General features: G+C 65.9%; 23 protein-coding genes, 1 tRNA gene and 3 pseudogenes. 14 read left to right on the plus strand and 13 right to left on the minus strand.

The window, feature by feature from the left end; genetic code table 11:
• The first annotated feature begins 149 nt into the window (after positions 1–149).
• The 3 genes from C463_RS10975 (at position 150) to C463_RS10985 (ending at position 1,643) form a co-directional block, all read left to right on the plus strand.
• A complete protein-coding gene (locus C463_RS10975; protein WP_008443749.1) occupies positions 150–881 on the plus strand; it encodes a CBS domain-containing protein in 732 nt (243 codons plus the stop codon).
• Positions 882–947: 66 nt separating this feature from the next.
• Positions 948–1,508, plus strand: coding sequence for a GNAT family N-acetyltransferase (locus tag C463_RS10980; RefSeq protein WP_008443756.1), 561 nt, complete (start codon positions 948–950; stop codon positions 1,506–1,508).
• Positions 1,509–1,569: 61 nt separating this feature from the next.
• A tRNA-Thr gene (locus C463_RS10985) sits at positions 1,570–1,643 on the plus strand.
• A gap of 759 nt (positions 1,644–2,402) precedes the next feature.
• On the opposite strand, the gene C463_RS17845 is transcribed toward C463_RS10985, so the two are convergent.
• Positions 2,403–4,118 (minus strand): histidine kinase N-terminal 7TM domain-containing protein, encoded by a 1,716-nt coding sequence (locus tag C463_RS17845; protein ID WP_080510822.1) that lies wholly within the window; start codon positions 4,116–4,118, stop codon positions 2,403–2,405.
• Positions 4,119–4,608: 490 nt separating this feature from the next.
• On the opposite strand from C463_RS17845, the gene C463_RS19715 reads away from it, so the two are divergent.
• The 3 genes and pseudogenes from C463_RS19715 (at position 4,609) to C463_RS19725 (ending at position 5,727) form a co-directional block, all read left to right on the plus strand.
• A complete protein-coding gene (locus tag C463_RS19715; protein ID WP_049905837.1) occupies positions 4,609–5,103 on the plus strand; it encodes a GAF domain-containing protein in 495 nt (164 codons plus the stop codon).
• A gap of 27 nt (positions 5,104–5,130) precedes the next feature.
• Positions 5,131–5,280 (plus strand): annotated as a pseudogene (locus C463_RS19940) (histidine kinase dimerization/phospho-acceptor domain-containing protein); the annotation flags it as partial.
• The gene (locus C463_RS19725; protein WP_343122402.1) at positions 5,281–5,727 is read left to right on the plus strand and encodes a sensor histidine kinase; all 447 of its coding nucleotides are present in this window, start codon (positions 5,281–5,283) and stop codon (positions 5,725–5,727) included. It begins immediately after the preceding pseudogene.
• Positions 5,728–5,991: 264 nt separating this feature from the next.
• Here C463_RS19725 and C463_RS11005 read toward each other — a convergent pair whose 3' ends face one another.
• The 3 genes from C463_RS11005 to C463_RS19390 all read right to left on the minus strand — a co-directional run bounded on the left by C463_RS11005 (position 5,992) and on the right by C463_RS19390 (position 11,319).
• Positions 5,992–7,053 (minus strand): tyrosine-type recombinase/integrase, encoded by a 1,062-nt coding sequence (locus C463_RS11005; RefSeq protein WP_008443759.1) that lies wholly within the window; start codon positions 7,051–7,053, stop codon positions 5,992–5,994.
• Between the two features lie 471 nt (positions 7,054–7,524).
• Complete coding sequence (locus C463_RS11010) at positions 7,525–9,999, minus strand: efflux RND transporter permease subunit (protein ID WP_008443760.1); 2,475 nt, start codon at positions 9,997–9,999, stop codon at positions 7,525–7,527.
• 3 nt (positions 10,000–10,002) lie between these two features.
• The gene (locus C463_RS19390; RefSeq protein ID WP_239638891.1) at positions 10,003–11,319 is read right to left on the minus strand and encodes a COG1361 S-layer family protein; all 1,317 of its coding nucleotides are present in this window, start codon (positions 11,317–11,319) and stop codon (positions 10,003–10,005) included.
• A gap of 562 nt (positions 11,320–11,881) precedes the next feature.
• Between C463_RS19390 and C463_RS11020 the strand changes: the two genes are divergently transcribed.
• Together C463_RS11020 and C463_RS11025 are read left to right on the plus strand one after the other, a co-directional pair.
• On the plus strand, positions 11,882–12,499 hold the full coding sequence (locus C463_RS11020; protein ID WP_008443762.1) for a TetR/AcrR family transcriptional regulator: 618 nt from the start codon (positions 11,882–11,884) through the stop codon (positions 12,497–12,499).
• A gap of 91 nt (positions 12,500–12,590) precedes the next feature.
• Entirely contained in the window at positions 12,591–12,794 is a 204-nt protein-coding gene (locus C463_RS11025) for a hypothetical protein (RefSeq protein ID WP_008443763.1), read from the plus strand.
• Positions 12,795–12,827: 33 nt separating this feature from the next.
• Here C463_RS11025 and C463_RS11030 read toward each other — a convergent pair whose 3' ends face one another.
• Positions 12,828–13,247, minus strand: coding sequence for a universal stress protein (locus C463_RS11030; protein WP_008443764.1), 420 nt, complete (start codon positions 13,245–13,247; stop codon positions 12,828–12,830).
• A 98-nt stretch (positions 13,248–13,345) separates the two neighbouring features.
• Positions 13,346–13,858 carry a CinA family protein gene (locus tag C463_RS11035; protein WP_008443765.1) on the minus strand — a complete coding sequence of 171 codons (513 nt, stop codon included), beginning with the start codon at positions 13,856–13,858 and terminating at the stop codon, positions 13,346–13,348.
• Positions 13,859–13,917: 59 nt separating this feature from the next.
• On the opposite strand from C463_RS11035, the gene C463_RS11040 reads away from it, so the two are divergent.
• The 4 genes and pseudogenes from C463_RS11040 (at position 13,918) to C463_RS11055 (ending at position 16,827) form a co-directional block, all read left to right on the plus strand.
• Positions 13,918–14,604, plus strand: coding sequence for a class I SAM-dependent methyltransferase (locus C463_RS11040; protein ID WP_008443766.1), 687 nt, complete (start codon positions 13,918–13,920; stop codon positions 14,602–14,604).
• The gene (locus C463_RS11045; protein WP_008443767.1) at positions 14,601–15,206 is read left to right on the plus strand and encodes a transcriptional regulator FilR1 domain-containing protein; all 606 of its coding nucleotides are present in this window, start codon (positions 14,601–14,603) and stop codon (positions 15,204–15,206) included. The genes C463_RS11040 and C463_RS11045 overlap by 4 nt, the downstream gene beginning before the upstream one ends.
• Before the next feature lie 64 nt (positions 15,207–15,270).
• A complete protein-coding gene (locus C463_RS11050) occupies positions 15,271–15,576 on the plus strand; it encodes a hypothetical protein (RefSeq protein ID WP_008443769.1) in 306 nt (101 codons plus the stop codon).
• Between the two features lie 62 nt (positions 15,577–15,638).
• Positions 15,639–16,827 (plus strand): annotated as a pseudogene (locus C463_RS11055) (PAS domain S-box protein).
• Position 16,828: 1 nt separating this feature from the next.
• Here C463_RS11055 and C463_RS11060 read toward each other — a convergent pair.
• From C463_RS11060 to C463_RS11075, 4 genes are all read right to left on the minus strand, one after another.
• Positions 16,829–17,470, minus strand: coding sequence for a thymidine kinase (locus tag C463_RS11060; RefSeq protein WP_008443774.1), 642 nt, complete (start codon positions 17,468–17,470; stop codon positions 16,829–16,831).
• Between the two features lie 93 nt (positions 17,471–17,563).
• Complete coding sequence (locus C463_RS11065) at positions 17,564–18,019, minus strand: hypothetical protein (protein ID WP_008443775.1); 456 nt, start codon at positions 18,017–18,019, stop codon at positions 17,564–17,566.
• A gap of 77 nt (positions 18,020–18,096) precedes the next feature.
• The gene (locus C463_RS11070) at positions 18,097–19,161 is read right to left on the minus strand and encodes an amidohydrolase family protein (protein ID WP_008443776.1); all 1,065 of its coding nucleotides are present in this window, start codon (positions 19,159–19,161) and stop codon (positions 18,097–18,099) included.
• An 89-nt stretch (positions 19,162–19,250) separates the two neighbouring features.
• Positions 19,251–20,519 carry an HD domain-containing protein gene (locus C463_RS11075; RefSeq protein ID WP_008443777.1) on the minus strand — a complete coding sequence of 423 codons (1,269 nt, stop codon included), beginning with the start codon at positions 20,517–20,519 and terminating at the stop codon, positions 19,251–19,253.
• A gap of 164 nt (positions 20,520–20,683) precedes the next feature.
• On the opposite strand from C463_RS11075, the gene C463_RS11080 reads away from it, so the two are divergent.
• Entirely contained in the window at positions 20,684–21,088 is a 405-nt protein-coding gene (locus C463_RS11080) for a universal stress protein (protein WP_008443778.1), read from the plus strand.
• 45 nt (positions 21,089–21,133) lie between these two features.
• Here the strand turns inward: C463_RS11080 and C463_RS11085 are convergent, their stop codons facing one another.
• Entirely contained in the window at positions 21,134–22,336 is a 1,203-nt protein-coding gene (locus C463_RS11085; protein ID WP_008443785.1) for an HD domain-containing protein, read from the minus strand.
• Positions 22,337–22,406: 70 nt separating this feature from the next.
• The gene (locus tag C463_RS11090; protein ID WP_008443786.1) at positions 22,407–22,961 is read right to left on the minus strand and encodes an XRE family transcriptional regulator; all 555 of its coding nucleotides are present in this window, start codon (positions 22,959–22,961) and stop codon (positions 22,407–22,409) included.
• A 194-nt stretch (positions 22,962–23,155) separates the two neighbouring features.
• On the opposite strand from C463_RS11090, the gene C463_RS11095 reads away from it, so the two are divergent.
• Positions 23,156–24,046: a DMT family transporter gene (locus C463_RS11095; protein ID WP_008443788.1), complete on the plus strand. Its 891-nt coding sequence runs from the start codon at positions 23,156–23,158 to the stop codon at positions 24,044–24,046.
• Between the two features lie 130 nt (positions 24,047–24,176).
• On the opposite strand, the pseudogene C463_RS11100 reads toward C463_RS11095, so the two are convergent.
• Positions 24,177–25,493, minus strand: a pseudogene (locus tag C463_RS11100) (phosphoribosylamine--glycine ligase).
• Between the last annotated feature and the right edge of the window lie 2 nt (positions 25,494–25,495).

Here is a 25,495-nt window from a genome sequence, read left to right on the forward strand (position 1 = left end):
GGCCGCGATCACCGCCGCGGACACGCCGCACCTCCCCGCCACACGCGCCGCACACCGAATTTCATGCGAACCGATCGCAATTGTACGACCGGCACGAATAAAACCCTACCGGGGGCACCTTTTAGCCGGTCGGAGCGGATCCGAGTCGTATGCGAACAGACACCACGGTCCGTGACGTGATGCATCGCGAGTTCCTCGGCGTCAGCGAGTCGGACTCGCTCCCGGAGGCGGCCGCGCTGCTGGTCGACGAGGAGACGAACTGCCTGGTCGTCGTGCGCGGCGGCGAGCCCGTCGGGCGCTTGGAGTCCCGCGACGCGCTCGACGCGCTACTGGACGCGACCGGCGCCGCCGGCGCGTCCGGGGCCGAGACCGACCCTGCCGACTTCACCGTCGGAGACGCGATGGGCCCGCCGCTGCCTGCCGTGTCACCCGACGACTCGCTGGCGGCGGTCGAGGAGCGCCTCGTCGCGGAGGGGGCGGACCGCGTCGTCGCGGTCGCCGACGGCGAGGCCGTGGGCGTGGTCACCGACGGCGACGCGCTCGCCGCGGGCGCCCCGCGGACCGGCGCCGGCGCCGACGGCTTCGGCGACGAGGGCGCGGCCGGTGACCTCCGGTCGAAGGGGACGGTGCTGTCGACCGCGGCCGCCGCCGACTCCGATGCGGAGCGGGGCGCCGAGGCGACGATGGACCCCGAGGCGACACGGCCCGCCGCGGGCGGGTCGCGAGACGAACCCGCCGGCACGGACGGGGATGCCGATCCGGTCGCGGAGGCAGCGAGCGGAGCGTCGACGCAGGGCGTCTGCGAGAACTGCGGCGCGCTCGTCCCCGACCTCGTCACCGCGAATGGGCAGGCCGTCTGCCCGAACTGCCGCGAGATCTGAGTCGGCTTCGAAACGCCCGATCCGCCGGCCGGCAGTCTCAACACCCCGCGAGCCGAAGGCGTCCGCATGGGCGAGACGGACGCGCGTATCGAGTCGGCGACCGCCGACGACATCGACGCCGTCACCGACATGTGGGTGACGCTCGCGGCCGGCCAGCGCGAACACGGCGCCACACTCCGCGCAGAGGCGAACCGCGCGACCGTCCGCGAGTGGGTCGCGCAGTCGGTCGTCACGGGCGAACTGCTCGTCGCTCGCGACCCGGAGATCGACGACGGTTCTTCGCTCGTCGGCTTCGTCGGCTTCTCGCTCGAACGCGGCGACTACGAGCGCGACGCCGTCCGCGGGACCGTCAGCAATCTCTTCGTGGCCCCGGAGCGTCGCGGGGAGGGGATCGGCGCGGCGCTGCTCGACGCGGCCGAGCGCGCGCTCGCCGAGGCGGGCGCCGACGGCGTGACGCTGGAGGCGCTCGCCGACAACGAGCGCGCCCGGGCGTTCTACGCGGACCGCGGTTACGACCTCCACCGCGTCGAGTTGGCGAAATCGCTCGGAGACGACGCCGCGGCGGCCTCGGAGGAAGACGACGGTCGCGACCGTGCGGACGCCGCATCCGCGGACGAAAGCGACTGACGCCGGCCGGGTTCGCGGAAAGCGACACGCACACATAGGAGGACCGAGTACGGCCGCACGCGCCAGGGGAGCATGGGTGGTTCATGCACTCGACTTGTAATCGAGACTTCCGGGGTTCAAATCCCTGCCCTGGCTTCGATGGTTTTGTTCACACGCCAACGAAACAGCAGTCGCCACTATCCACGCCCCTCGGCCGAGATGGCCGGGGGGTCATTTCGCTGATCAACCCGATACGAGAGACGGCAGAGACGCCGCAGTCTCTCGGTTTCGGTCACCGCAGGATGAACGCCTCGGCGCAAAACCCCACGCGTCGAGACAACCGTTACACGCCGATGTGAGAAGGAGGTACCGTAACCGTGCGTGGTTACTCGTCCGTTAGCGGTAGTCCGCCAAATCCACCGTCTCGTTCCGCGCTGAGACACGGCGCTCGTGTCGTCGCGCGGCGCGCTTGAGACGACGGCCGAACGGCGTGTCTTGTCGCATCGCTTGCCGGCGTGCGCGCTCCTCCTTGAACCACCGATCCAACTCCGCAGGATCCATTTCCTCCCACCGTGCGGGAGGATGTAGTCCGTCTGGTAGTCAGTCATCCATCATCATCCGTCCGTTCGTCGTTCAACTCCCGCGCCTCGTCCGCGAGGTAGCGCCGGTTTCAGACGAACCCCTGTGCGTTTGAAGCCTCGGACCAGTGCCGGGTCACGTCACTTCGGAGGCGTTTCAGACGAACTATTGTGAGTTTGAAACAACATCGTGAAGCTGCTCCTAAACTCATTCTGAGGCTTTCAGGCGAACCCTCATGAGTTCGAAGCACGAGCGACGACACGGTGCTGTTTGTCGAGCACGGTTTCAGACGGGTAGCGTTGCGATAAGGAATGAGGCGGTCAAAAGATTGAGTGGTCAATGCTCAGTTTCGACCGCCTTAGCGATGGGTAGTTGAATTGTCACACAGGACCCTCCAAGTGTCGTTGCGTCCGTGATCGAAAATGATCCATTTGAGTTCCGAATAGCGTATTCAACTAACCAGAGCCCCACACCCGAGCCATGTGACAGTGCTGTTTCTGTTCGGGTTGTCAGTGGCGTAACTTCGTCGCCGTCAATTCCTGGACCATCATCCTCGATAGATACGATACCGTTGTTCCCTTCGGTTTGAACTGTCACAATGAGGTGTGGCGGTGAATCGCCTGTATGATGCTCAATCGCATTTTCAAACAACTCTTTTATTACAGTTTCGATGAGCGGGTGACCACTAACAGTAATCTTCTGTTCAATCGTTGTTTCGATTGTCGCCGGTGTATTGTCACTCAGTCGTTCGACGTGGGTCTGTACTATTTCAGAAATATTATGTTCCTGTTGTTGTTGATTATTGCGGATGAGTTTTCGGAGGTCAGTAGCTTTCTCACTGTGGGCGAGCAGTTGTTGGCTTGCCTGTTTGATTTCTTTAATCTCGCTTGTATGCTCATCCGCTGTATCGTTGCTCTCGACAAGTGCTGCGTACCCATTGATGATATTCAATTTGTTTCGGAAGTTATGCCGGAACACCCGGGCGAAAATACCATTCAGAAGCTCTAAATCGGTTTCTCGTTTCCGAAGCTGGGTAATATCGCGGAAGACAATTACTGTCCCAACTTGTTGATTCCCTTGTCTGACTGCTTCTGTCTGTGGGATGAATTCCCGCTTCTCACCGTGCTGTGTCACGGTTAGCTCTGTGGGGGCCGTGTCCTCATCGATGACTGCCTGTAACTGAGGGTACTCCGCAAAGAGGTTCTCTGTGCTGACACCGACTGGATCTTTGTCGATATTGAATACGTCTTTTGCAGCCTGATTCATATCAACGACAACCCCAGACTGTCGCACTGTCATTACGGGATCACCCAAGATCTCAACGGCCGTACGACGACTCACTGGGACAAGATTGAGTAACTCATACCTGTTGAGAGCAAGTCCCCAGAGTGACGCCGTGATCAGAAAGGTCGTCGGTGTGAAATCAATATACAATGGAATTAACTCAATATTTCGAAACAAATGTGTCTGAAGCGCCCCTGGAAACCCAATGGCCCATCCAGCCATCAGCAGCAACAGTTGGCGGCGGTGAATACCGTGTGCGCCGCGAAAATCAGAGATGAGCAGCCCTATCGGGAGCATTGCCAGCGTACTCGCGTACGCGATGTGAACGTAGTACCATGGCCTGAGAACGAACTCACTGATACCTGCCGGGTTGGCCGGCGTTGCCGGGTCGATAATCAAATAGTGGAGCGGGTTTGTTGCTGCCAGTACGATACTACTAAGAGGAATGATTAACACTCCGACAAGTAATCTCTGTGAGACGTGTATTTGTTCACGGCGTAAGTATTCAACCACAAACAACGGCCACCCAACGGCAACTAATGTCTGAAATGTAAAGCGGCCCGTAATATTCATGTGGACAGGGAGTACAGCACTTGGCCACGTCAATAATAAAAGCATCAGCGACCATCCAACCATCCCAACCAAACAGAGCAATAACCCACGCGCACCTGGCCTGTCTCGATTCTGTAGCACATAACCAGTGACGCCAATAATTGGGATTGTTGAGAGAAACATCAAAAATGCCATCGACTGTGCTCCCTGTGTCATAACTACAGCTCCCTTGATATGTCATACTAAATTATATCAACAGTAAGTATATACTTTATGTATATCTTATTATATATCTTACTAAAATTATATAAAAGATGTCAGAGAGTGCTTCGGCGCTACTCTCATACTTAAGAAAGCAGAAATGCTCAACAACGACCGGCCTTAGAGCAGCTATTCACGGTGTTCAACGATAATCTGGCCAATACGCAGCTCAGCGCGCGCTGGGTGCTAAACTACATACGCTCTTGTGGAGCACATTGTTGATGGACTGCGGTATTGCGACTTGCGGGTGCGTGAATCAAATTTGGAGTCCACGGTAGAGGTGATTAGAAAGTCAATTGGTGTTCCCACTCAGCTACCAACGACTGTATCAACAATCTCCTACAGAAGAGCGCATGTATAATTTCACTAACTGCTGAATAAAATAGTATTGGGTCTTCTTGCTTATTTATTTAGATTTATATGTTTCTGTGCGAAATGTTATATAATGGGATCTTCTGAGAGGGATAACATCGAATACCAACAAGCGGTTTCAGAGCTTCATAATGTCGCAAGTGAACTTGCCGAGATGGATTCTCAGGATGATATCTGTCACCGGATTATCGATGCTGCGGAAACACTCTTAGATTTCGACTTCTCGATCGTTGCGCTTGAAGAAGGTGGGCGATTGTGTCCCAAAGCCGTCTCTTCAGAGTTAGAACCCGACGAGTTCGATACGATGTCTATTCACGACGGGGTCGCGGGAAGATCATATCGAACGGGTGAATCGTACCTTATTGATAACACGCGCGAGCATGAGGAGGCCGATCCGAGGGGACCGTGGATGTCCGCGATTAGTCTTCCAGTCGGTGAGTTTGGGAATTTTCAAGCGGTCAATGAAGATGTCGGTGCGTTCAATGAACAAGATTTACAACTGGCAGAATTGCTCATTACTCACGCCTCACATCATCTTAGTCGAATAGCGAATAAAGAGGAGTTATAACAACGGAACAATCGTCTAGAAAAATTCGCCAGCGTCGTCTCTCATGACCTCCGGAACCCGCTGAATGTCGCCCAAGGTCGATTAGAACTGGCCAGAGAGGAGTGCGATAGTGAGCATCTTGACGACGTCGTTCACGCTCACGATCGAATGAGAAGTCTAATTGACGACCTCCTCACTCTGGGACGCACAGGCGACAGTGTCAGCGAGCTTGAACCAGTTGACCTGGCGAACCTCACCGCAAACTGCTGGAAAAATGTGGATACCGCCGGGGCGTCACTGACTACTGAGATCGATCGACAAGTTCTGGCCGACCAGAATCTGCTCCAACAACTCTTTGAGAATCTTATACGAAACGCAATCGATCACGGTAGCCCCGATGTAACGGTCGAAATCGGAGAGTTGGACGGAGGGTTTTATATTGAAGACGATGGGCCAGGGATTGCTGATAAGGAACAAGATGCGATATTTGAGCTAGGCTACTCAACCGCCGAAAACGGGATTGGACTTGGACTGAGCATCGTCAAACAGGTAACGCACGCTCATGGCTGGGACATCCATGTAACCGACAGCTCCCTCGGAGGGGCACGGTTTGAGATTACCGGCGCTGAGTTCGCTCATAAATAGCTCTTCGATATATTGGAGGTCAGCTTTCCACAGTTCAGATCGATTATGGATTCGGTAGCTGCTTCATCTGTACTGAGCGATCGGGTTGGGTGTGGGAAGTCTTCTACGACACCCTCACCTCACACATATCAACATCTAAGCTTCAACAGAGCTAGCCATAGATTTCTGAGCGAATTTAGGAACTGACACGTGGAACTCGGAAGGTTTCCATCGCCTCCGGTCGGCTAGTGATAATCTGTTACTGACGCGCCTTCCGCGGGCCGACTAGTCCTCTGCGAACACGTCGCGGAGTTCGGGGTGTTTCTCGAACAGGTCCAGCAGGTCGGTCAGGCGGTCGGCGCTGTCACCCTCCACTTGTGCCAACATATCCGCGATTTCGAGCCGGTTGTCGGTGTCCTCCATCGACGCCTCCGCCTCCATCGCCTGCCCGCACCACACGCACCGCGACTCGTCACGGGGCGTCTCGCGGTCGCACCGCGGGCAGACGAGCGGCGCGAGTTCCTCGGTGGTATCCTCGTCCTCGACTTCGATGCCCATGAGCCGGGCGTACTCGTCGCCGATGTCCGCGTCGAAAATGGCGGTGTAGCGAGACACGGCATCGGAGCCGTGTTTCCGGCCCTGTCGGCGTTCGATGTAGCGGGCGTTCATGCCCTGCTTCGACAGCCACGCGAGGTTCGACTTGCGGAAGTTCGTGGGCGTCACGTCCTTCTCGACGCCGGCGCGTCCCGCGCAGTCCTTGAACATATCGAGGTACGAGCGGTAGGAGAGTTTGTCGGGCGAGTTGAGTTTCGACCACATCGGATCATCGCCGCCGCCCGGATGATCGGAGAGCCAGCGATTGACGTGCGGCGTCGACGGGATGAGGTCGACGGTGCGCTGGCCGGTCTTGCCGTCGACGGTGACCGCGAGGCCGTGATCCGTGCGGCTGATCGTGTCGATCGTGAGGTCGTACAACTCGCCGCCGCGAAGGCCGGCGTCGAAGGCCAACGCGATCGCTGCGGCGTCGCGGCTGTTGCGGGCCGCGTCGATCATCGGCTTCACGTCGTCTTCCCAGTCGAGCATCGCCGTGGGGTCGGGCGACGGGTCGTAGTCGTTCGGCAGGGTCGAGGAGATCCAGTCGATCGACGACGGCGGCGTGTCGCTCCCGTCGACACCCTCGTCGGTCGCACGGCGGCCGAACACGCGGAGGGCGACGCGGTAGTTTTGGTTCGTCTCGGGCGTTTCGTGGAGGTCGTACTCGTCGTGTATCCACCGCACGATCGTCTCTGCGGCGTCACGGTCGGTGAGTGCGTCGGTGAGGTCGACGCCGTCGGTCTCCTCGGACATCCGCGTACAATGTCGGAGGAGTTTGATGTGGCGGTGCCAGCCGTAGTCTTCGCGCAACAGTTTGAGGCGGTCGGAGAATTCGAGGAGGATGTCGCGGTCAGTGTCGGAGCCGCCTCGCTCGCCGGTCTGGAGTTAGGTGTGGAGTGTGTCGACCTGACCTTTCGGGTCGGTCATACGCGGTGTCTTTATTCCTTGGTACTTGAGCCTTTGCCTCAAATCTCTTGCCTTGGCTTTGGGCGTTTCGTTCTATCGCTCCTGTCGGTGCGGAGTTCGGACTCGAACACGCCGGAATTACGCCGGGCACGGCCGAGAAGTTCCACCTCGACACGGTCCGGAACTGTCCCGTACCCGGCTCGAAACTGACTCCGATCCGCGGGGTGTCGCCGAGTCAGAGCCCCGGAACGGGGTTGCTGACCCGGTCGGCGTTTGCCACCACGTGTACGCGAGTGATTTCCTCCGGCCCCTCCTCCGTCAACGCTGAGACGGGGTCGGGGACGGTTTCGTGCTGGGTTCACCGGGCTGGTACCGCTCCCACAGCAGCACGGCCGGCGGGAGCGCAACGATCGTGAAGATGAACGAGTAGATCACGCTCAGGGCCATGAGAAGCCCGAAGTCACCGAGGACGGGCGTAATCGCGAGCGCGAGCGCACCGGTACCGAGCGACGTGGTGAGCATACTGCCGAGCAGCGCGCCACCGGTACCGGAGAACGTGATGACCATCGACGTGAGTGCGTCCCCGTTCTCGTTGTACTCGTCGATGAACCGGTGGGTCGCGTGAACGGAGTACGCGATCCCGAGTCCGATCGAGATGGACAGAATCGTTGCTGTCAACGCGTTAAGCGAGAGTCCAAGGGCGCGCATGGTTCCAAGGAGGAACGCGATGGCGATCACGATCGGGAACAGGTTGACGATCCCGAGCAGCGGCTTCCCCTCTAAGACGCCGTAGGCGATGACGAGGAAGACTCCGGTGAGCCCCATCGCGAGGATCAGCCCTTGGATCGCGGAGTTGAAGATGATATCCGTGACCGCGGCAAACACCACGAGTTGGCCGGTCGCGGTCGCCTCGAGTCGGAAGTCCTCAGCGAACTGGCTGGCGTCGGCGGCCGCTTCGCTCTGCGTTGCGCTCGAGTCGATGGCGTAGTCGATCTGTGCGTTTCGCCGGTCGGGGGTGAGATACTGCGCCGCCCGGTCACCGGCCGGTGACGCGAACAGTTCGTCGTAGATGCGCTCCAGATTACGGTCGGGAACGCCGTTGCCATCGACATCGCTGCGGGCGACGAGGCGGGCGAATTCCGGGTCCCGCTCGGCCTGTGACTGAATCACGGTGATGATGCTCGTCGGGCGAGCGCGGCCACCGTCACCGACGCCGAGCGTGCCGGGCGGATCCGCGTTCGGGGCGGCGATCGCTTCGAGCGCGTGATCCTCTTCGAAGTTCCCCTCGACGTATATCTTCACTGACTGGTCTTGGCTGGTCGAGAAGCGATCCTCCAGCAGTGAGACCGTTTCCGTAACGGTGTACTCGCTCGGCGCGAACGGCCCCGGAAGCGCAGTGACGTAGTCGGGGAGTTCCTCCGGCGGGAGGAAGTCTTCGGTCTCGAAGGAGGTGTCGACGCCGCTGCCGTAAGCCGTTGCCATCCCCCCCGAAATGAGCAGCACGATGACAAGCGCGATCGGTGCGTACTGGCTGATCTGTGTCGGAAAGCTGAGTAGCTTACCGAGCGTCGAATCGCTCGAGGATATCGGCGCGGAGTTGAACTCCGGCACGCCGTATGCGTCGCGGAGTTTGTCGACCTCGAGTTTCGCCGCCGGGAGGAACAGCCCGAAGATCAGGAAGGTGAAGACGATCCCGATCGCCGAGGCGATACCGAGGTCGCGGATCGGACCGAGATCGGAGATGACGTTGGCACCGAACCCGAACACGGTCGTGGCGGTGACGATGATGAACGCGATCATCAGCTGGTTGTTCGCCTCCCGCATCGCCTCGATGGCGCTGTACCCCTTGACGGTCTCCTCGCGGTACCGGTTGATGATGTGGATCCCGAAGTCGACCCCGACGGCAAGCAACAGCACCGGGACGGCTATCATCTGCTGGCTGAACGGAATTCCGGAGTAGCCGAGGAAGCCGAACGTCCACACGACGGTCATCAGCAGCGACAGAAGCCCCAGAGACAGGTCGATCGGGTCCCGATACGCGACCACGAGGAAGATCAGCAGCAGCAGCACGACGACCGGCATCACGATCGTGAGCGAGTCGCCGATAACGTTCGCCGTTTCGGCGTTCGTCACGCCGGTGCCGAAGGCGCGGAAGTCGCCCGGGTAGTCGTTCGTGATCGACTGGACGGTCGTCTGGAGTTCCTGAAGCCCCGAGAAGCCAGCGGGCACGTCGTGTGACACGACGGTGATCGACGCCGACGCGCTGACGGCGGTCGGATTGAAGTCGGTCGACACCGCGCGGCTAAACTGCGCGTTCTGAGATAGTCGCTGGACCGTCTGGCGGACCGTCGTCGGACTCGCCGCCTCGACCGCGCGCCGCTTCTCGGTGATCGTCGTCGCGGACGGATCGATCGCGCTCGCGACCACCATCGCCGGACCGTTCGCCGACTCGACTCGCAGGTCGTCCCGTTGTGAGAGATCCTCGAGTAGTCGCAGCTCTCGCGTGAGTTCCTCCTTCGTGAGGACGTTTCCGCCGGTGTGGATGAGTTGGGTCGACTCGCTGTCGGCCTCGAACGGGTCGTCGAACTCCTGGTTGACCGCGTCGAGCGCTTCCTGTTCGGCGAGCCCCTCAGTGAACGCATCTGTCGCTCCAGTGTCGGTACTGACGAGTCCGATGCCACCGGCAAACACCGCAGTAAGCACGAGGAACGCGACGATCACCTGTCGCGGGCGGTCGACGATGGCGTCGTTGAGCCGCCGGATACCCGCCTCGATCCGATCACTGAGCGACATCAGCTACTGCCGCCTCCGGTAGACGATCAACCCACCAGTGCCCACCACGAGTGCGGCGAGAAGGATAATGGGGAGCGGAAGCCCACCACCCTCACTGGCAGTCACCTCGATCGGCACCCGGTAGGTGTCCGAGAGCTGGCTATCGCCGTCGACGTCGTCGTACCGGAAGTCGAGCGAGATCGGGTAGGTACTCTCGGGCGTGGCCGAGTCGGTGGTGGAGAGTTCGAACGTCATCGTCGTCGACTCACCGGCGCCGAGCGACTGGACGTAGCCGGTGTCGGTGTCGCCGGTTTCGAGCGGGTCGTTCGCGAACAGCCGCGCTTCGAGATCGCTTGCGGGCTCGCCGAGCTCGTTCGTCACGGTCACCTCGACGGTCCGCGTCCCGCCGGCGTCGATGGTGCGGTTTTCGATGGCGACGCTGAAGCTGTCACGCTCCGGGGCGACCTCGGCGTTCACGACGACGTCGCTGTAGGCGCGAGCCGCGCCCTCGTCGTTGCGATACTGGACGGCAACGTCGATCGTTCGGAGTCCCGGCTCAGCCCCACCGCCGACGGAGAGCGGCAGCGTGAAGCTCGTCGACTCACCGGAGTCGAGCGGTCCGACCGCCGCGGACTGTTCGATGGGAATGAGGTTCCCGGCGGTGTCGGCATACTGGATGACGACGTTGTCTGCTGCGACGGGGCCGGTGTTCTCCACCGTCCCGGTGAGTTCCCCGTCTTCGCCGACGCGGAGCGTCGACTCTACGTCTTCGATTGCGAACGTCTGTTCGCTGAGGGGCGTCACGCCCGCGGAGAGTCCCCGATCAGTCTGCGAAATGCCGTCCGGCGTCTCGAACGACACTTGCCCGGAGAGCGCGTACTCACGGATCGGGGCCGTCGGCGTGAATGAGACGGCGTACGGAACGGTGATTTCTTCCCCCGGCGCGATCGACTCGACCAGCGCCGCGTCCGACGCGCGCTGTCCGAGCCCCAAGCCCGAACTCGACGATTCGAGCGCCACGGTGGCGTCGTGCGCAGCGGTCGCGCCGACGTTTTTGATCGTCGCGTCGAGCGTGCCTCGGTCGCCGACTTGGGCGTCGGTCGTAACGTCGACGATCCTGAACCGAGCGTCGTTGCTCACTTCGACGTCAACGTCGGCCGTAACGGTTTCTGTCCGGTCATAGCTGACGCCGCCGGAGAGCTGAGACGTGTACGAGTATTCCATCTCGACCTCGAGCTCGTAGTTGCCCGGCTCCGTCCCGTTCGGGACGGTCACCCCAATCGGCACCTCTCGGGGTCGCGTTTCCGTCACCGCACCCAGTGAGAGCGTTCCGGTCTCCACGGTGAGCGGCGAGTCGTCGGCCTCGGCACTCAGCCGAACGTTTCGCGCGGTCGTGACAACCTCACGGTTTTGCGGGGTTCCGATATCCACTTCTCCGTCATTGATGACTTGAAGCGTCACCTGGTTGGTTCGTCCCGGAGTAACCTCAGGCTGCGCGAGTGCGACAGACAGATCCGGTGAACCGCGAACCAGCGTAGTGGTCTGCGGTTGCGCAGAGGACCCTGTCGGCGATGCCGCCGAGAGGTCAGTAGTGGCGGCATCACCGACCGGTGAGCTCGACGATGTCAGGCCAGCAGCGGCCCCGACGGTACCACTCGTGAGCATCAACGTGGCCACGAATATCGTGAAGATCGACTGCCGGTTCATCGGGACGACCCCGCTGTTCGACAACCAGTCGGTGTGTGCGGTACAGTGCGCAAGGAAGCTAGCTTTTCGTCAGAATACTTCATTCGGTGTGTCCTGAGAAACGGCCCACGAATTGATAAACGTATTGTTCTTGGAGTTCTAAGTGACGATCGATGGAGGCAAATCGATCAGCAATCTGGGCCGAAGTGGAAAGTCAATGAGCCGATTTACTGACCGCGACAGAGAGCGGATCCGTTCGCAGTTGATCGAGGCCGGCCGGGCGCTATTCACGCAGTTTGGCTTCGAACGGACCCGTATTAGTGACCTGACGGAGGAGGTCGGTATCGGGACGAGCACGTTCTATCAGTTCTTCGATTCGAAGGAGGAACTATACGTCAAGGTACTTCTCGTGGAACGGCAGCAACTCGAAGAGAAGATCGCCGATGCCGTTACCGCAGGAGAGACGCCGCGCGAAGAGGTTCAGTTGTTTCTGAAGACGACGCTCGATGAGGTTCAAGCGAACCCGCTTATTTCGGCGTTGATCGTCGACGGTGAGTTACGGACGCTTCAGGATCAACTCGAAGGGTTGGACGTAAAGGGAACGTTCACCGTGCCATCACCGGACGGCCCGGAACTCCCGTTTACGAAACGGTGGGCGCAGCTCGAGACGTTCCGATACGATGACCCGGAACTCATCGACCGGTTGCTCATCTCGCTCATATTCACGGTCCGGTCGCGGAACGCTCCCGTCGGGACGGACGGTGACGTCGAGTACGCCCAAGTGGAGGAAGCACTCATCGAGACCATCGTAGACGGACTCTTCGAAGCCAGTTGACCGCAGTAGGGAGAGACAGAGTACGCTCTACCGCTCTGTCGGAGCCGCTCATCGGACCATTTCTTAAGTAGTCCCGACGCCCACGTCTGGTATGGACTCGTCGGACCGCGCGCTGCTCGGCGTGGCCGGAATCGTCGGCGCGCTCGTGGTGGCGGTCGCGTTCGCCGGCGGCGCGCTGTTCGGCTTCGACGAGTCGGTCGCGCGGCCGCTTCGCCTCCTCGCGGCCGAGCCGCTCACGTGGATCGTGATCGCCGCGCTCGTCGTCGCGGTCGTGGGAAACGCCTACATCGAGTAGCGACGGGGCCTGCGCCGCCGGCGGGAGCCCGGTTCACCGCACGACCGTCACCGGCACCGGCGACCGCTGGAACACCGTCTTGGCCACGTTGCCGACGAACAAACGGTCCGCGAGCCCCCCGCTGTGGGTGCCCAGAACCACGACGTCGAACCCCTCGGCGTGGTCGATTATCTGCCGCGCGGGCCGCCCGGCCTCGACGACCGTCTCGATCGCCGCGTCGTACTCGGCGGCGATCCCGCGGGCCCGCTCGAACACCGGTTCGGCGGCCTCTTGGATCCCCTCGTCGCCGCCCTCCGAGAGTGCGATACCCGTCGCCTGCCCCATCATCGGCGACGCGCCGCCGACGACGTGTAACACGGTTATCTCGGCGTCGGGGTGGCCGTCGAGCGCGTACCGGAGCGCGCGCTCGGAGAGGTCGGAGCCGTCCATCGCCACGAGTACGCGCTCAATCATACCCGGCGATACGCGCCGTCAGCGCATAAACGCACGTGGTAGCATGGGTCGAACATCCCGGTCCATCCCGGGCTCACCCGTCTGCGTCCTCGACTGTTTCACCCGTCTGCGTCCTCGATCGTTCGGACGAGCGCGTCGAGCGCGCGCTCGGCGGCGCCGCGCTTCACCGCGTCGCGGTCGCCGTCGAGGACGGCCCGCTCGGTCCGCACGAAGGACGCTTCCGTGCCCCAGGGCGCGGCGTGCGCGACGCCGACGTACACCAGTCCGACCGGCTTCTCGTCGGTGCCCCCGGTCGGGCCCGCGATTCCCGTGGTCGCGACCGCCCAGTCCGCGTCCGCTCTGTCGCGCGCGCCCGCCGCCATCTCGCGGACCACGGGCTCGCTCACGGCGCCGTGGGCGTCGAGCGACTCGCGGGAGACGCCCAACAGTTCGCGCTTGGCGTCGTAGGTGTACGTCACGAACCCGCGGTCGAAGTAGGCGCTCGCGCCCGGCACGTCGGTCACTCGCGACCCCACCAGCCCGCCCGTGAGCGACTCCGCGGTCGCGAGCGTCTCGTCGCCGTCTGCGAGAAGCGCGTTCAGGCGCGCCGCGGGGTCCGTCGTCTCTTCCATACCCCTCTCTCCGAGCGGGCGCCCCTGAGGTTTACGCCCCGGCGCGTCGAATAGCGTCCGTGACCGACACCGACTGGGACGAGCGGTTCGCGTCGGGCGAGTACCCCCCCGCGCCGGAGCCATCCCCCGTGCTTCGCGCCTACGAGCCGTCGCTACCCGGGGGCCGCGCGCTCGACATCGCGACCGGCACCGGCCGCAACGCGGTGTTCCTCGCGGACCGCGGCCACGACGTCGACGCGCTCGACGCCTCCGGCGAGGGCCTCCGTATCGTCCGCGAGCGCGCCGCCGAGCGCGGCCTCGCGGACCGGATCGAGACGATTCAGGGAGATGTCTCGACGTACGGGTTCCCGACAGAGGCGTACGACCTCGTCACGATGAGTTATTTCCACACGGTCGACCGGTTCGCGGACCTCGTCGAGTCGCTCGCGCCGGGCGGGTACCTCTTCGTCGAGGGGCACCTGCGGTCGGCGGAGCCGTCGCCGTCGGGCCCGAGCGACGACCGCTACCGCTTCGCGGCGAACGAACTGCTCCGCGCCGGACTCGGGCTGAGCGTGCGCTACTACGACGAGACGACGGCGGAGCGCCCCGGCGACCGCCGCCGCGCCGCGGCGCGGTTGCTCGCACGGAAGTCGAGCGGCGGCCGCCAGTCGTACCCGGAGCGCCCCGATCCGCCGGATCGGTGGTCGGGAGACGAGACCGAGTCGAACCGCGCGAACGACGCCACCACGGCCGACCGAGACGCGTGAGCGACGACGACTCCGCGTCGCCCGCGGCTGTCCTCCGGTCGCTCGTGGCGCGCGCGGTCGACGCCGACCCCGCGGACCTCGACGGGCGGGTCGAGGTGGTCGAGCGCGGGAGCGAATCGGAGGGCGGTGACGCGGCCGGGAGCGACGCCTCGGCCCCCGCGAGACGGCTCGCCGAACTCGTCGGCGAGGCCGGCAGCGTCGTCGCCGTCGTCCCGCGGTTGGACGCCGACCTCGCCCGTCGACTGAACGAGTCGCTGGCGGCGGGAGGCGACGGGGCAGACGGGGAGCGCGACGCCGACCCCGAGGCGGACGTGTCGCGAGCGGTCCGCGTCGTGTTCACCGGCGCCGCGAGCGACCGCCTCGCCGGAGCGACGGGGTCGGTCGTCCGGCGCGCACTCGCCGACCGCGGCGTCGACGCGTACCGCCACGAGGGGGAGTCGCCGGTCGCGGTGGCCCTCGGCGACGACCGCGCGGTGGTCGGGCTGATCGACGGCGCCGGCGTCGCCGCGCTGCTGTGGACGGACGACCCGGCCGTCCGCGAGTGGGCGGCCGCGACCTGTCGGCGCTACCTCGACGCGGCCGAGCAGGTGACCGGCGACTGAGCGGCCCCGCCTCCGGCCCCCCGGGCGCCGGTCCGCTTTTGAGGGTCGCCGCCGAAGCAGGCGCATGAAAGCGCTACTGCTGTTGGTGGCCGGAATCGGCGGACTGCTCGAAGCCGTCGCGCCGCGGCGCGCGGTCGCCGTCTGGACGCGCGCGCTCTACCGGAACGCCGGCGAGGCGGAGCCGCGCGAGTGGGTGTACAAGGCCGCGAAACTCGAGGGAACGCTCGTCGCGGCGGGGGCGCTCGTCGGACTCTTCAAGCTCGCGACCGCAGACGACGACGTCGCGGCGGACACCGACGCCGCGGCGGGCGACGAGCCGACCGCGGGCGAGCGAGACGTGGACGCGGCGGCCGAATCGGCCGCCGCGTGACCCGATAGTCGCCGACCCGACCCACCCGAACGTATATTTGGCAGGTGCCGGTCGGTGTTCACATGACGGGGCCTCCCGCGGACCCCAGGGCGCCGGACGCATCGACGGTTCGTGTCCTCCACGTCGACGACGATCCGGCCTACCTCGACCTGACGGCGACCTACCTCGAACGGATCGACGAGACGTTCGAGGTGACGTCCGAGACGGGCGTCGACGACGCGATAGAGACGCTGACGACGGCGCCGATCGACTGCGTCGTCTCCGACTACGACATGCCCGAGGCGGACGGGCTGACGCTCCTCCAACGGGTCCGCGACCGCGGCGTCGAGATCCCCTTCGTCCTGTTCACGGGGAAGGGGAGCGAGGAGATCGCGAGCGAGGCCATCTCGGCGGGCGCGACGGATTACATCCAGAAGAGCGGGGGTAACGACCAGTACGAGGTGCTGGCCAACCGGGTGCGCAACGCCGTCGACCAACACCGGTCGCGGGTCGCGCTCGCAGCCAGCCAAGAGCGGCTCTCGCGGTTCATCGACCAGTCGCCGCTGGGGACGATCGAGTACGACGACGGGTTCCGGATCGTCCGGGTGAACCCCGCCGCCGAGGAGATCCTCGGCTACGACGAGTCGGAACTGCTCGGGGGGACGTGGTTCCCGCTCGTCCCCGAGTCGGACCACCGACACGTGGCGGCGCTCGAACGCGACCTGCTCTCGGACAAGGGCGGGTACCAGAGCGTCAACGAGAACGTGCGGCGCGACGGCGAACGGATCCGCTGCGCGTGGCACAATCAAGTGGTGACCGACGCGGGGGGGAAGTCATCGGCGTGTTCTCGCAGTTCGAGGACGTCACCGAGGCGACGGCGCGCAAACGCGAGATCCGAGGTCGAACGCCGTGTTGTCGACCGCGCTCGACGCGCTGCCGGTGGGGATGCCCGTCGAGGACGCGGACCGGGAGGTGATCCGGGTGAACGAGCGGCTGTACGAGCTGTTCGACGTCGAGGGGAACCCGGAGACCGCCGCCGGCCGCGACTGCGAGGAGTTCGCGGCCGAACTGAGCGCGGTGTTCGCCGATCCGGAGGGGTTCCTCGGGCGGATCGAGGCGATAGTCGAGGCGCAGCGCCCGGTCGACGGGGAACGGCTCGCGCTCTCGAGCGGGGAAGCGCTGATACTGACGTACCGGCCGATCGACCTGCCGGGCGGAGACGGTCACCTCTGGGCCTACCGCCGGGCGCGTTCGTCCGAGCGAGTCGACTGAGTCAGTCGTTCGCGGAGTCGGCCTCAGCGCTCTCGAACGGTCGCTCCTCGTCGGGTCGATCGCCGGTCAACAGGACGTGGCAGTCGCGACACCGCGCCTCGTAGGACTCCTCGGCGCCGACGAGGATCGTCGGGTCGTCGGCGTGAGCGGGCTCGCCCTCGATGAGCCGCTGATTCCGGGAGGCCGGCTCGCCGCAGACGGAGCAGATGGCCTGGAGCTTGTCGACGTACTCGGCGGTCGCCATCAGCTGCGGGAGCGGCTCGAACGGCTCGCCGCGGAACGTCTGGTCGGTGCCCGAGACGATCACGCGGCTGCCGCGGTCCGCGAGGGCGTTACAGACCTCGATGAGCGCGTTCGAGAAGAAGTTCGCCTCGTCGACGGCGACGACCTCGGCGGGCTCGTCGTCGAGGATGTCGAGCGGGCCGTCGCCCTCGTTGTCGACGACGGTCGCCTCCCACTGGCGGCCGGTGTGGCTCCCGATCGTCGCCTCGCCGTAGCGGTCGTCGATCGCGGGCGTGTAGACGGCGACCGACTGCCCGGCGATCTCGGAGCGCCGGAGCCGACGGAGCAGCTCCTCCGTCTTGCCCGAGAACATCGACCCGGAGATGACCTCGATCCACCCGGATCGAGTGATTGCGTGCATACCCATTCGGGCCGGAGCCAGCGACTAAACCGTTTCTCTCCCGGCGCGCGGTCGTCCCCGAACGGGGCGGACGCGTCGGCCGGCGAGCCCGGGTCAGATTCCGGTCGCGATCGCGACGATCGCCGCGGCGACGACGACGTACGCCGCCGCGGAGACGGCCCAGTCTCGCCGGATCGGACCGAGCCGCTGCCGCGGGAGCCCGGACGCTCGGGGCAGCGGGACGAGTGCGAAGAAGCCGACCATCAGCACGAACAGCGCGACCCCCGCGACGGCGACGGTGAGGAGGGATCCGGTCCCGAGGAGCCGGCCGGTCGCGGCGACGAGGCCGACGAACAGCAGCCCCGAGCCGCCCCCGGCGACGTAGTGGACCCACGTCGCCAGCCGCTCCGGCGCGTCGTCGACGGGAGTGTCCGTGAGTACGCTCGCGGCGACCTTCGGCGCCGTCGTCCCTTCGGGGAGCCGCGCCATGGCGGCGTCCATCGCGAGCGTCGCGACGAGTCCGACGACCGGCCCGAGCGCGACCCCGGCGAGCAGCGAGAGCGTCGTCATGAGAGGGGACAGGGGCGGGAGCGGTTTCACTCCGTCGGCGGGGGAAGCCGCTCTCCGAAGCCGCCGGACCGGCCGCGTCAGTCGTCGCGCGGGACGACGGGCTTCCCACCGATCACGACCCGCGAGACGTCGGCGTGACCGGCGCGCCTGACGACCGCCCGGACAAGGTCGCGCGCCCCGGCGAGGTTGTCGGAGTCGCCGTCGAGGACGAGCAGGTCCGCGTCCGCGCCGGACTCGATAACGCCGCGGTTCAGCCCGGCTATCTCGGCGCCGTTGACCGTCGCCATCCGCAGTATCTCTCGCGCGGGGAGGTCGGAGAGCTTCGCCGCGAACTCCATCTCGCGGAACATCGACGGCGAGTCGGTCATCACATTGTCGGTGCCGAGCGCGACCGTCGTCCGATCGGCCAGCTCGCGGATCGGCGGGACGCCGACGTTCGTCACGAGGTTCGAGCGCGGGCAGACGACGACGGGGGTCCCGCGGTCGTCGAGCCGTTCGAGGTGGATCGCCTCGGCGTGGACCATGTGGACGAGGAAGTCGGGGTCGAGGTCCATCGCGGCGTTGACGTCGGCGGCGTCGCGCTCGCCGGCGTGGATCCCGAACAGCTTGCCGGCCTCGCGCGTCTCCGCTCGGACCGCGTCGAAGTCGGCGTCGCGGGCGCCGGAGGCCCCGTACCCGTCAGCGACCGAGAGCACGTCGGGGTCGTCGCGGCCGAAGACGACCGACTCGATCGCGCGCTCGCCGAACTCGACCCCCTCGCCCGCGAGCGCGTCGCGGAGCGCGGCGACGCCGTCGACGCCGCCCTCGCGGAACTCGAGGAACGTCCCCGTGCCCGTCGACTCCATGTACCGCAGGGTGCGCGCCATCGCTGCCACCTTCTCCCCGTGGCTCGCCGACCGGAGGAGGCGGTGTTTCAGCCCGTCCGGCGGCGCGACCAGCTCGTCGAGGGAGAGGCCCTCGCCCGCCTCCTTGGCGATCGAGTCGCCGATGTGAGTGTGGGCGTTGACGAACGCCGGGAGGATCACGTCGTCGCTGTCCGTCTCGTGCTCTTCGATCCCGACGACCTCGCAGTCCGCGACGACGACCCGGCCCTCGACCGGCTCGAAGTCGGGACCGACCAAGACGGTCCCCTCCAGATGCATACCGGAGGCTCGCCGGCCGAGGGTATAACCTCACGGGAACCGATCGCCGTGCGCCCAAGCGCTCGGACCCCGCGCCCGGAATTGGCCCCTCAGAACTCGTCGAGCGTCGTCGGCATCGCCCCGCGCACCTCGGCCACGAGGCCGTCGGGGTCGAGGCCGAGCACGTCCGCGGCGGCGTGGCCGACGCGGTCGGTCGCCGGCTCGGGGGCGTACACGCCGAGCCGCCACTGGTTGCGCTGGGCGGTCCGGAGCGCGGAGACGAGCGGCGACTGGCGTTCGAGCCGCCGGATCTCGCCGTTGACGGTGACGCGCGCGGTCGACTCGCGCATCGTCGGCTCGGGCGGCACGTCGAGGATAACGTGGTCGCGGGCGACGCCCGCCGCCGCGGCGATTTCCCGTTCGAGGGCCGTCTCGGCCGCGCGGTCCGCCTCGTGGACGCGCTCGGGGACGTCGTCGTACTCGGCCCACACCGCCAGCTTGTACAGGTCGCGCTCGTCGTAGCGGCGGGAGAGCTCGACCGTCTCGCGGCAGTCCCGGATCGCGGCGAGGAAGTCGTGGTCGTCCATCCGGCGCAGCTCGGTCGCGGTCGTCGCGGTGGCGTCGAGCAGTTCGCTCGCCGCCCGGCGCAGCATCGCCTTCGAGATGCGCGCGACGTGGTGGGTGTAGACGACCGGGTTCATCAGTGCGCGGGCGAGCAGCAGGCTCTCGGCGGTCTGGACGTTCCCCTCGTCCAAGACGAGTTCGGGCCCGTCTCGGTCCGCCCCGTCGCGGCCGGGTACGTCGTCGAGGTCGGCTTCCTCGACGAACGTCAGCTCCCTGACGAACCGCTCGGTGTCGATGGTGCCGTACGGGACGCCCGTGTGGTAGGCGTCGCGCACGAGGTAGTCCATGCGGTCGACGTCGAGCTCGCCCGAGACGAGCCCGGCGTACGGCCCCTCTCCGGCGACGATGCCGGCGATCCGGTCCGGGTCGAGGTCGTGGTCGCGCAACACCTCGCCGACCGCGCCGGTCGCGAGCAGCTCGTCGACGTCGTCGTGGTACTTCCCGGTCCGGCGGTGGGTGAGCGATTCGAGGTTGTGGCTGAACGGCCCGTGGCCCACGTCGTGGAGCATCGCCGCCGCCTCGATGCGGTCGGCGCGTTTCCCCTCGATCCCGAGATGGTCGAGCGCGCGGCTCGCGAGGGGGTAGACGCCGAGGCTGTGCTCGAACCGCGTGTGGTTCGCGGAGGGGTAGACGAGCTGGACCGTGCCGAGCTGTTTGACGTGGCGGAGCCGCTGGAGGGCAGGCGTGTCGACGAGGTCCGCGGCGACACCGTCGATCTCGATGTGGTCGTGGACGGTGTCCTTGACCGTGATCATACGTCCGCCTTCGGCGGCACGGGATAAAAGGCTGTGAGTGTCGCCCGGGTCGAGGTAGCGGCGCCGCGGCCCGATATCCTCGCGAGCCGACTCCGCCCCGGAGCGATTGCGACGCCCGCGAATTCGCGGCACGATTTATCATCCGGCCGCGCGAACGGTCGCGTATGTACGACGTACTCATCGGCGTCGGGCTCGACGACGAATCGCGCGCGACAGCACAGGCCGAAGCGGTCGTCGACCTGCCGGGCGATTCCGACGAGGTGGCCGCGCACCTCTGTCACGTCTTCCAGGATAACCCGGAAGGGGCGTCGGTTCACCAGATCGGGACCGTCCGGCGCGCCCGAGAGGTGTTGGAGGCGGCCGGCGTGACCTGTACCCACTACGAGGCCAGCGGCGACGCCGGCACGGAACTCATCGCGGCCGCCGACGCCGTCGACGCCGACGCCATCTGCGTGTCGGGCCGAAAGCGGAGCCCGGCCGGCAAGGCCGTCTTCGGCAGCACGACGCAGACGGTCGTGTTGAACGCCGACCGACCTGTGTTGACCGTTCCGGTGCCGGTCGAAGACTGAGTCGACACAGAAGACCGGCTCGGGCGCCGCCGTCGACCGCGGCGCTCAGGCAGAGGGTCGTCCCGTCGCGCGCAGCCCCAAGACCTCCCGCGCCGCGGCCGCGACTGCGTCGACGTGTTCGGCGGGACAGTAGACGCCGAGCGTCCAGCGGCGGCGTTCGGCGGCCCGGAGCCCGGTCACGAGCTCCGAGGCGTCTTCCAGCCGCTGCGGGACGCCGTCGACGACGACGGCGGAGCCGGACTCCTTGAGCGCCGGGCGCGAGGGGATGTCCACGAGGACCGCGTCGCGGTCGATCCCGACGGCGTCAGCGATCTCCCGCTCGGCGGCCCGCTCCTCCGCGCGTCCCGCGTCGACCGCCCCCGCCGGCACCTCGTCTATCCCGGCCCAGACGGCGCGCTTGTAGAGGTCGCGCCGCTCGATGCGTTCGCCGAGCGCCGGGACGCGCTCGCGGAGTTCGACGAGGAGGTCGTGGTCGGCCATCCGACGGAACGCCTCGACATCGGTCTCCGTGCGGTCGAGGTAGCGCTCGCAGGCCCGCTCCAGCATCGCGCCCGCGACCCGGGAGACGTGGTGGCGGTAGACGACGGCGTTCATCAGCGAGCGCGCGACGAGCAGGCTCTCCGCGGTGGCCACGTTCCCCTCATCTAAGACGAGGTCGGCGGACTTCCCCGCCCCGTCCCCGCCGACCAGCCGGAGTTCGGTGACGAGCCGACCGGTGTCGACGGTGCCGTACGGGACGCCCGTGTGGTGGGCGTCGCGCACGAGGTAGTCCATGCGGTCGACGTCGAGTTCGCCCGAGACGAGGGGGCCGAGCGCGCCCTCGCCGTCGATGAGTTCGGCGGCGCGCTCGGGGTCGAGCCCGTTGCGTTCGAGGACTCGACAGACCTCGCGGTCCGCGTCGGTGAGCAGCCATCCCACGTCGTCGTGGTCGCGCCCGGTCGCGCGCCGGATGATCCCCTCCGTCTGGTGGCCGTACGGGCCGTGCCCCACGTCGTGGAGCATCGCCGCGGCGCGGACGTGCGCCGCGGTGTCGGCGTCGACGCCAAGTCCCTCGATCGCGCTGCGCGCGAGGTGGTAGACGCCGAGGCTGTGCTCGAACCGCGTGTGGTTCGCGGAGGGGTAGACGAGCCGGACCGTGGACAGCTGTTTGATGTGTCGCAGCCGCTGGAACGCCGGCGTGTCGACCAGTTCGGTGGCGAGGTCGCCGAGCCGGACGTGGCCGTGGACGCTGTCCTTGATCGCCTTCATTGGCGGACGGTCGCCCCGCGCCGGATTGGACGTTTCGGCTCGGCGCGGATCGCTTTCTGCGCGGCGCGGCTCACTCGTCGACGACGTCGATCCCGAACCGCTCTTCGAGCGCGCGCACGACGGACCCGCCCACGTTGGCGGTCGCGGCCCGCCCGTCCTCGACCGCGAGCAGGTCGTCCTCGTCGAGGTCGAGTTCCGCGGCGACCTCCTCGACCGTCAGCCCGGCGTCCTGTCGCGCCTCGGTGACGACGTCGCCGTACCCGGAGACGAGGTACGGGAGGCGGTCCGCCTCGTAGCTCGTCCCCTCCTCCTCCCAGCGCTTCGAGTCGCCGGTCGCGGAGTCGTACATCTTCGCCTGCTTCCGAGCGAGCTCCTTGTTCCGGCTCTCGGTCGGCTGCGACTCGGAGCCGGCGCCGCCGGGGCTGCCCCCGGAACTGCCGCCGCGGGATCCGCCGCCGCCGCTCGGCGCGTTGCCGGCGTCGTCGTGGGGGCGGCAGTCCGAACACACGAGCAGCTTCGCGCCGGCGACCGTCGCCTTCCGGAGGTCCGTGGTCTCGCGACCGCAGAGCTCGCACGCGTCGCCGTCGTCGCCGCCGCCGCCGCCGCCCGTCGAGTACTTCGGCATACCCCGTGTAGAGGGCCGGGCCGTTAAAAAGCCGTGGAGGGCGGAGTCCGTCGCCGCCGAGTCGTCGAGGCGGGCGGGAGACGGTGGGTCGTCGACGCGGGCGGGGGTCGCCGGGTCGTCGACGCGGGCGGGGGTCGCCGGGTCGTCGACGCGGTTCGACGCATACTTCGCCGTCGGCGGCGACCTGCCCGTGAATGAGTCGCTACGGGACGGCCGGCCGGTTCCTGCTCCTCTGTGCCGTCTGGGGCACGGCGTTCATGGCGACGGACGTCGGGCTGGCCGACCTCCCCGCCGTGCCGTTCGCGGCCGTGCGGTTCGACGTCGCCGCCGCGCTGCTGTTCGCCGCCGTGTTCGCCTCCGGGACGGAGGTCCGCCCCCGGACGCGAGACGACTTCGTCTACGTGCTCGGCGGCGGCGCGCTCACAATCGGCGCGCACCACGCGTTCCTCTTCGCCGGCCAGCGGTACGTCACGGGCGGCGTCGCCGCCGTGCTGCTGGGTCTCGTCCCCGTGGTGACGCCCGCGCTCACGCGCCTCGTCTCCACCGACGAGGAGTTCACCGCCGCCACCGCGCTCGGCGTCGCGCTCGGCTTCGTCGGCGTCGTCGTCATCGCCGACCCCGACCCCGCGAACATCGCGGCCAGCGTCCTCGGCGTCTCGCTCGTGCTCGCGTCCGCGCTCGCGTTCGCCGTCGCCGCGGTCGTCACGCACAGCCGCTCGCCGTCGATGCCGTTCCTCTCCACCCAAGCGTGGATGATGGCTATCGGCGCCGTCGTCCTTCACGCCGCCGTCCTCGCGCTGCCCGGCCAGTCGTTCGCGGCCGCCACGTGGACGCCGTCCGCACTCGCCGCGCTCGCGTACCTCTCCGCGGTCGCCGGCGTCGGCGGCTTCCTGCTCTACTTCACGCTGCTGGACGACCTCGGCCCCATCGAGATGAGCTTCATCGAGTACGTGATACCCGTGTTCGCGGCGCTGGCGGGCTGGCTCGTCCTCGGACAGGAAGTGACGCCCGCGACCGTCGCCGGGTTCGCGTTCATCGTGGCGGGGTTCGTCGCCGCGAAGTGGCGGACGCTGCGCGAGATATAGCGGCGCGGAGGGATCGATCACAGGCAGATCCAAGTGAAAGACGACGACTCCCTTGACGACTACGTCTCCCCGTGTCCTTCGACGAATTCCACGAACGATACCTCGAAGCGATCTACAAGTTCGGCTTACGCTACGCCTGCGGCCCGAGATACCCCCACGCTTGGAGCCGATCCCCGTCGCCGTCGACCCAGCGTTCGCCGATGTCGTCCCGGTAGTACATGTTCGGCATCACGATGTCGTCGATGCGTCCGTACGCCTGCTCGCGCGCGGCCTGCATCGTGTCGTCTTTCCCGGTGACGACGATGGGCATCCCGCTCTCGCCGGCGACGCGCCACTGCCCGTCCACCTGTTTCGTGTCCTTCAGGTGAATTCCGTCGCGGCCCTCCGTCTCGAAGACCACCGCGGCGTTCCGCGAGTTCTCGTCGTACGTCTTCTCGTCGTCGAACGGGAACGGCGACAGGACGACCCTGACGGCGATCTGGTACCCACCGTGGACCTCGGGCTCGGGCTTGTTGCCGTGCGCGAGGTCGGCGAAGAACTCGGCCGTCGACGACTCGATCGACTCCTCCTGGAGCGCGATGGTCGGGTAGCCGAACCGCGGGGTGAACTCCAGCGGATAGATGCCCGTCTCGTTGACGATACAGTTGATGTCGATGCTGCCGACGTACCCCTCGTCGGCGAGCCACCCCTCGATCTTCCCGAAGGTCTCTTCGAACAGCTTGTTCCGGCCCGCCCAGAACATCGAGGTCCCCATCTCGCCGGTCGACGGCCCAATGTTCCCCGGAAACAGCTTCTTGTGCTCGAAGTTGAAGTTGACCCGGTCGACGAACTCGTTCCCGTCGAAGAAGCCGCAGACCGCGACGTCGACGCCCTCGACCTCCCGGTGGAGCTGGAACCCCTTCATCCGGTGGCCTCACGCCTTCTTGTACGCCCGGAGGACGTCGACCACGTCGCTGCCGTCGTCCTCGTTGCCGACGTACAGCGGGCGCTTGACGTTCTGGACCTCTCCGAGCGGTTTGATCACCTACGGCGCGGGGTTCTGCTGAACGTGTTGGATCCCCGCGTCGAACTCGTGGAACAGGTGATGTTCGACCGTGTTCACGCCGTGTTCTTCGAGGACCTCCATCGCGTAGCCGCGGTCCTCTTCGAGGCGGTCGGTGTTCGGCGTCCCGCCGACAACGGCTTTCCCCTCCGCGCGGAGTTCCTGCGCGAGTTCGCCGGTACCCACGTCGGAGCCGACCCAGATGTCGTCGAAGACGATCACGTCGGCCCAGTCGACCTCGGCGCGCCAGTCGTCCGTCTTCGGGACGAACCCGTCGCCGATCTCGCGGTCGCTCTCGGCCTCGATGTAGTACTTCACGTCGTGGCCCTCGCGCCGGACCTGCCACGCCAGATCGGTGATCAGCGCCGCGTCGGCCGAGACGAAGAGGAAGTTGGCGGTGTCCATGC

Source organism: Halorubrum californiense DSM 19288 (genome assembly GCF_000336875.1).
Classification (GTDB): domain Archaea; phylum Halobacteriota; class Halobacteria; order Halobacteriales; family Haloferacaceae; genus Halorubrum; species Halorubrum californiense.

Bases quoted from the DNA above. Each gene is read 5' to 3' on its own strand.
- C463_RS11070 (WP_008443776.1), bottom strand. From the start codon at position 19,161: ATGCATCTGGAGGGGACCGTCTTGGTCGGTCCCGACTTCGAGCCGGTC.
- C463_RS17845 (WP_080510822.1), bottom strand. From the start codon at position 4,118: ATGACACAGGGAGCACAGTCGATGGCATTTTTGATGTTTCTCTCAACA.
- C463_RS11020 (WP_008443762.1), top strand. From the start codon at position 11,882: ATGAGCCGATTTACTGACCGCGACAGAGAGCGGATCCGTTCGCAGTTG.
- C463_RS10980 (WP_008443756.1), top strand. From the start codon at position 948: ATGGGCGAGACGGACGCGCGTATCGAGTCGGCGACCGCCGACGACATC.
- C463_RS11095 (WP_008443788.1), top strand. From the start codon at position 23,156: ATGAGTCGCTACGGGACGGCCGGCCGGTTCCTGCTCCTCTGTGCCGTC.
- C463_RS10975 (WP_008443749.1), top strand. From the start codon at position 150: ATGCGAACAGACACCACGGTCCGTGACGTGATGCATCGCGAGTTCCTC.
- C463_RS11030 (WP_008443764.1), bottom strand. From the start codon at position 13,247: ATGATTGAGCGCGTACTCGTGGCGATGGACGGCTCCGACCTCTCCGAG.
- C463_RS11065 (WP_008443775.1), bottom strand. From the start codon at position 18,019: ATGACGACGCTCTCGCTGCTCGCCGGGGTCGCGCTCGGGCCGGTCGTC.
- C463_RS19715 (WP_049905837.1), top strand. From the start codon at position 4,609: ATGGGATCTTCTGAGAGGGATAACATCGAATACCAACAAGCGGTTTCA.
- C463_RS11080 (WP_008443778.1), top strand. From the start codon at position 20,684: ATGTACGACGTACTCATCGGCGTCGGGCTCGACGACGAATCGCGCGCG.
- C463_RS11075 (WP_008443777.1), bottom strand. From the start codon at position 20,519: ATGATCACGGTCAAGGACACCGTCCACGACCACATCGAGATCGACGGT.
- C463_RS11050 (WP_008443769.1), top strand. From the start codon at position 15,271: ATGAAAGCGCTACTGCTGTTGGTGGCCGGAATCGGCGGACTGCTCGAA.
- C463_RS11010 (WP_008443760.1), bottom strand. From the start codon at position 9,999: ATGTCGCTCAGTGATCGGATCGAGGCGGGTATCCGGCGGCTCAACGAC.
- C463_RS11085 (WP_008443785.1), bottom strand. From the start codon at position 22,336: ATGAAGGCGATCAAGGACAGCGTCCACGGCCACGTCCGGCTCGGCGAC.
- C463_RS11035 (WP_008443765.1), bottom strand. From the start codon at position 13,858: ATGGAAGAGACGACGGACCCCGCGGCGCGCCTGAACGCGCTTCTCGCA.
- C463_RS11060 (WP_008443774.1), bottom strand. From the start codon at position 17,470: ATGCACGCAATCACTCGATCCGGGTGGATCGAGGTCATCTCCGGGTCG.
- C463_RS11005 (WP_008443759.1), bottom strand. From the start codon at position 7,053: ATGTCCGAGGAGACCGACGGCGTCGACCTCACCGACGCACTCACCGAC.
- C463_RS11090 (WP_008443786.1), bottom strand. From the start codon at position 22,961: ATGCCGAAGTACTCGACGGGCGGCGGCGGCGGCGGCGACGACGGCGAC.
- C463_RS11025 (WP_008443763.1), top strand. From the start codon at position 12,591: ATGGACTCGTCGGACCGCGCGCTGCTCGGCGTGGCCGGAATCGTCGGC.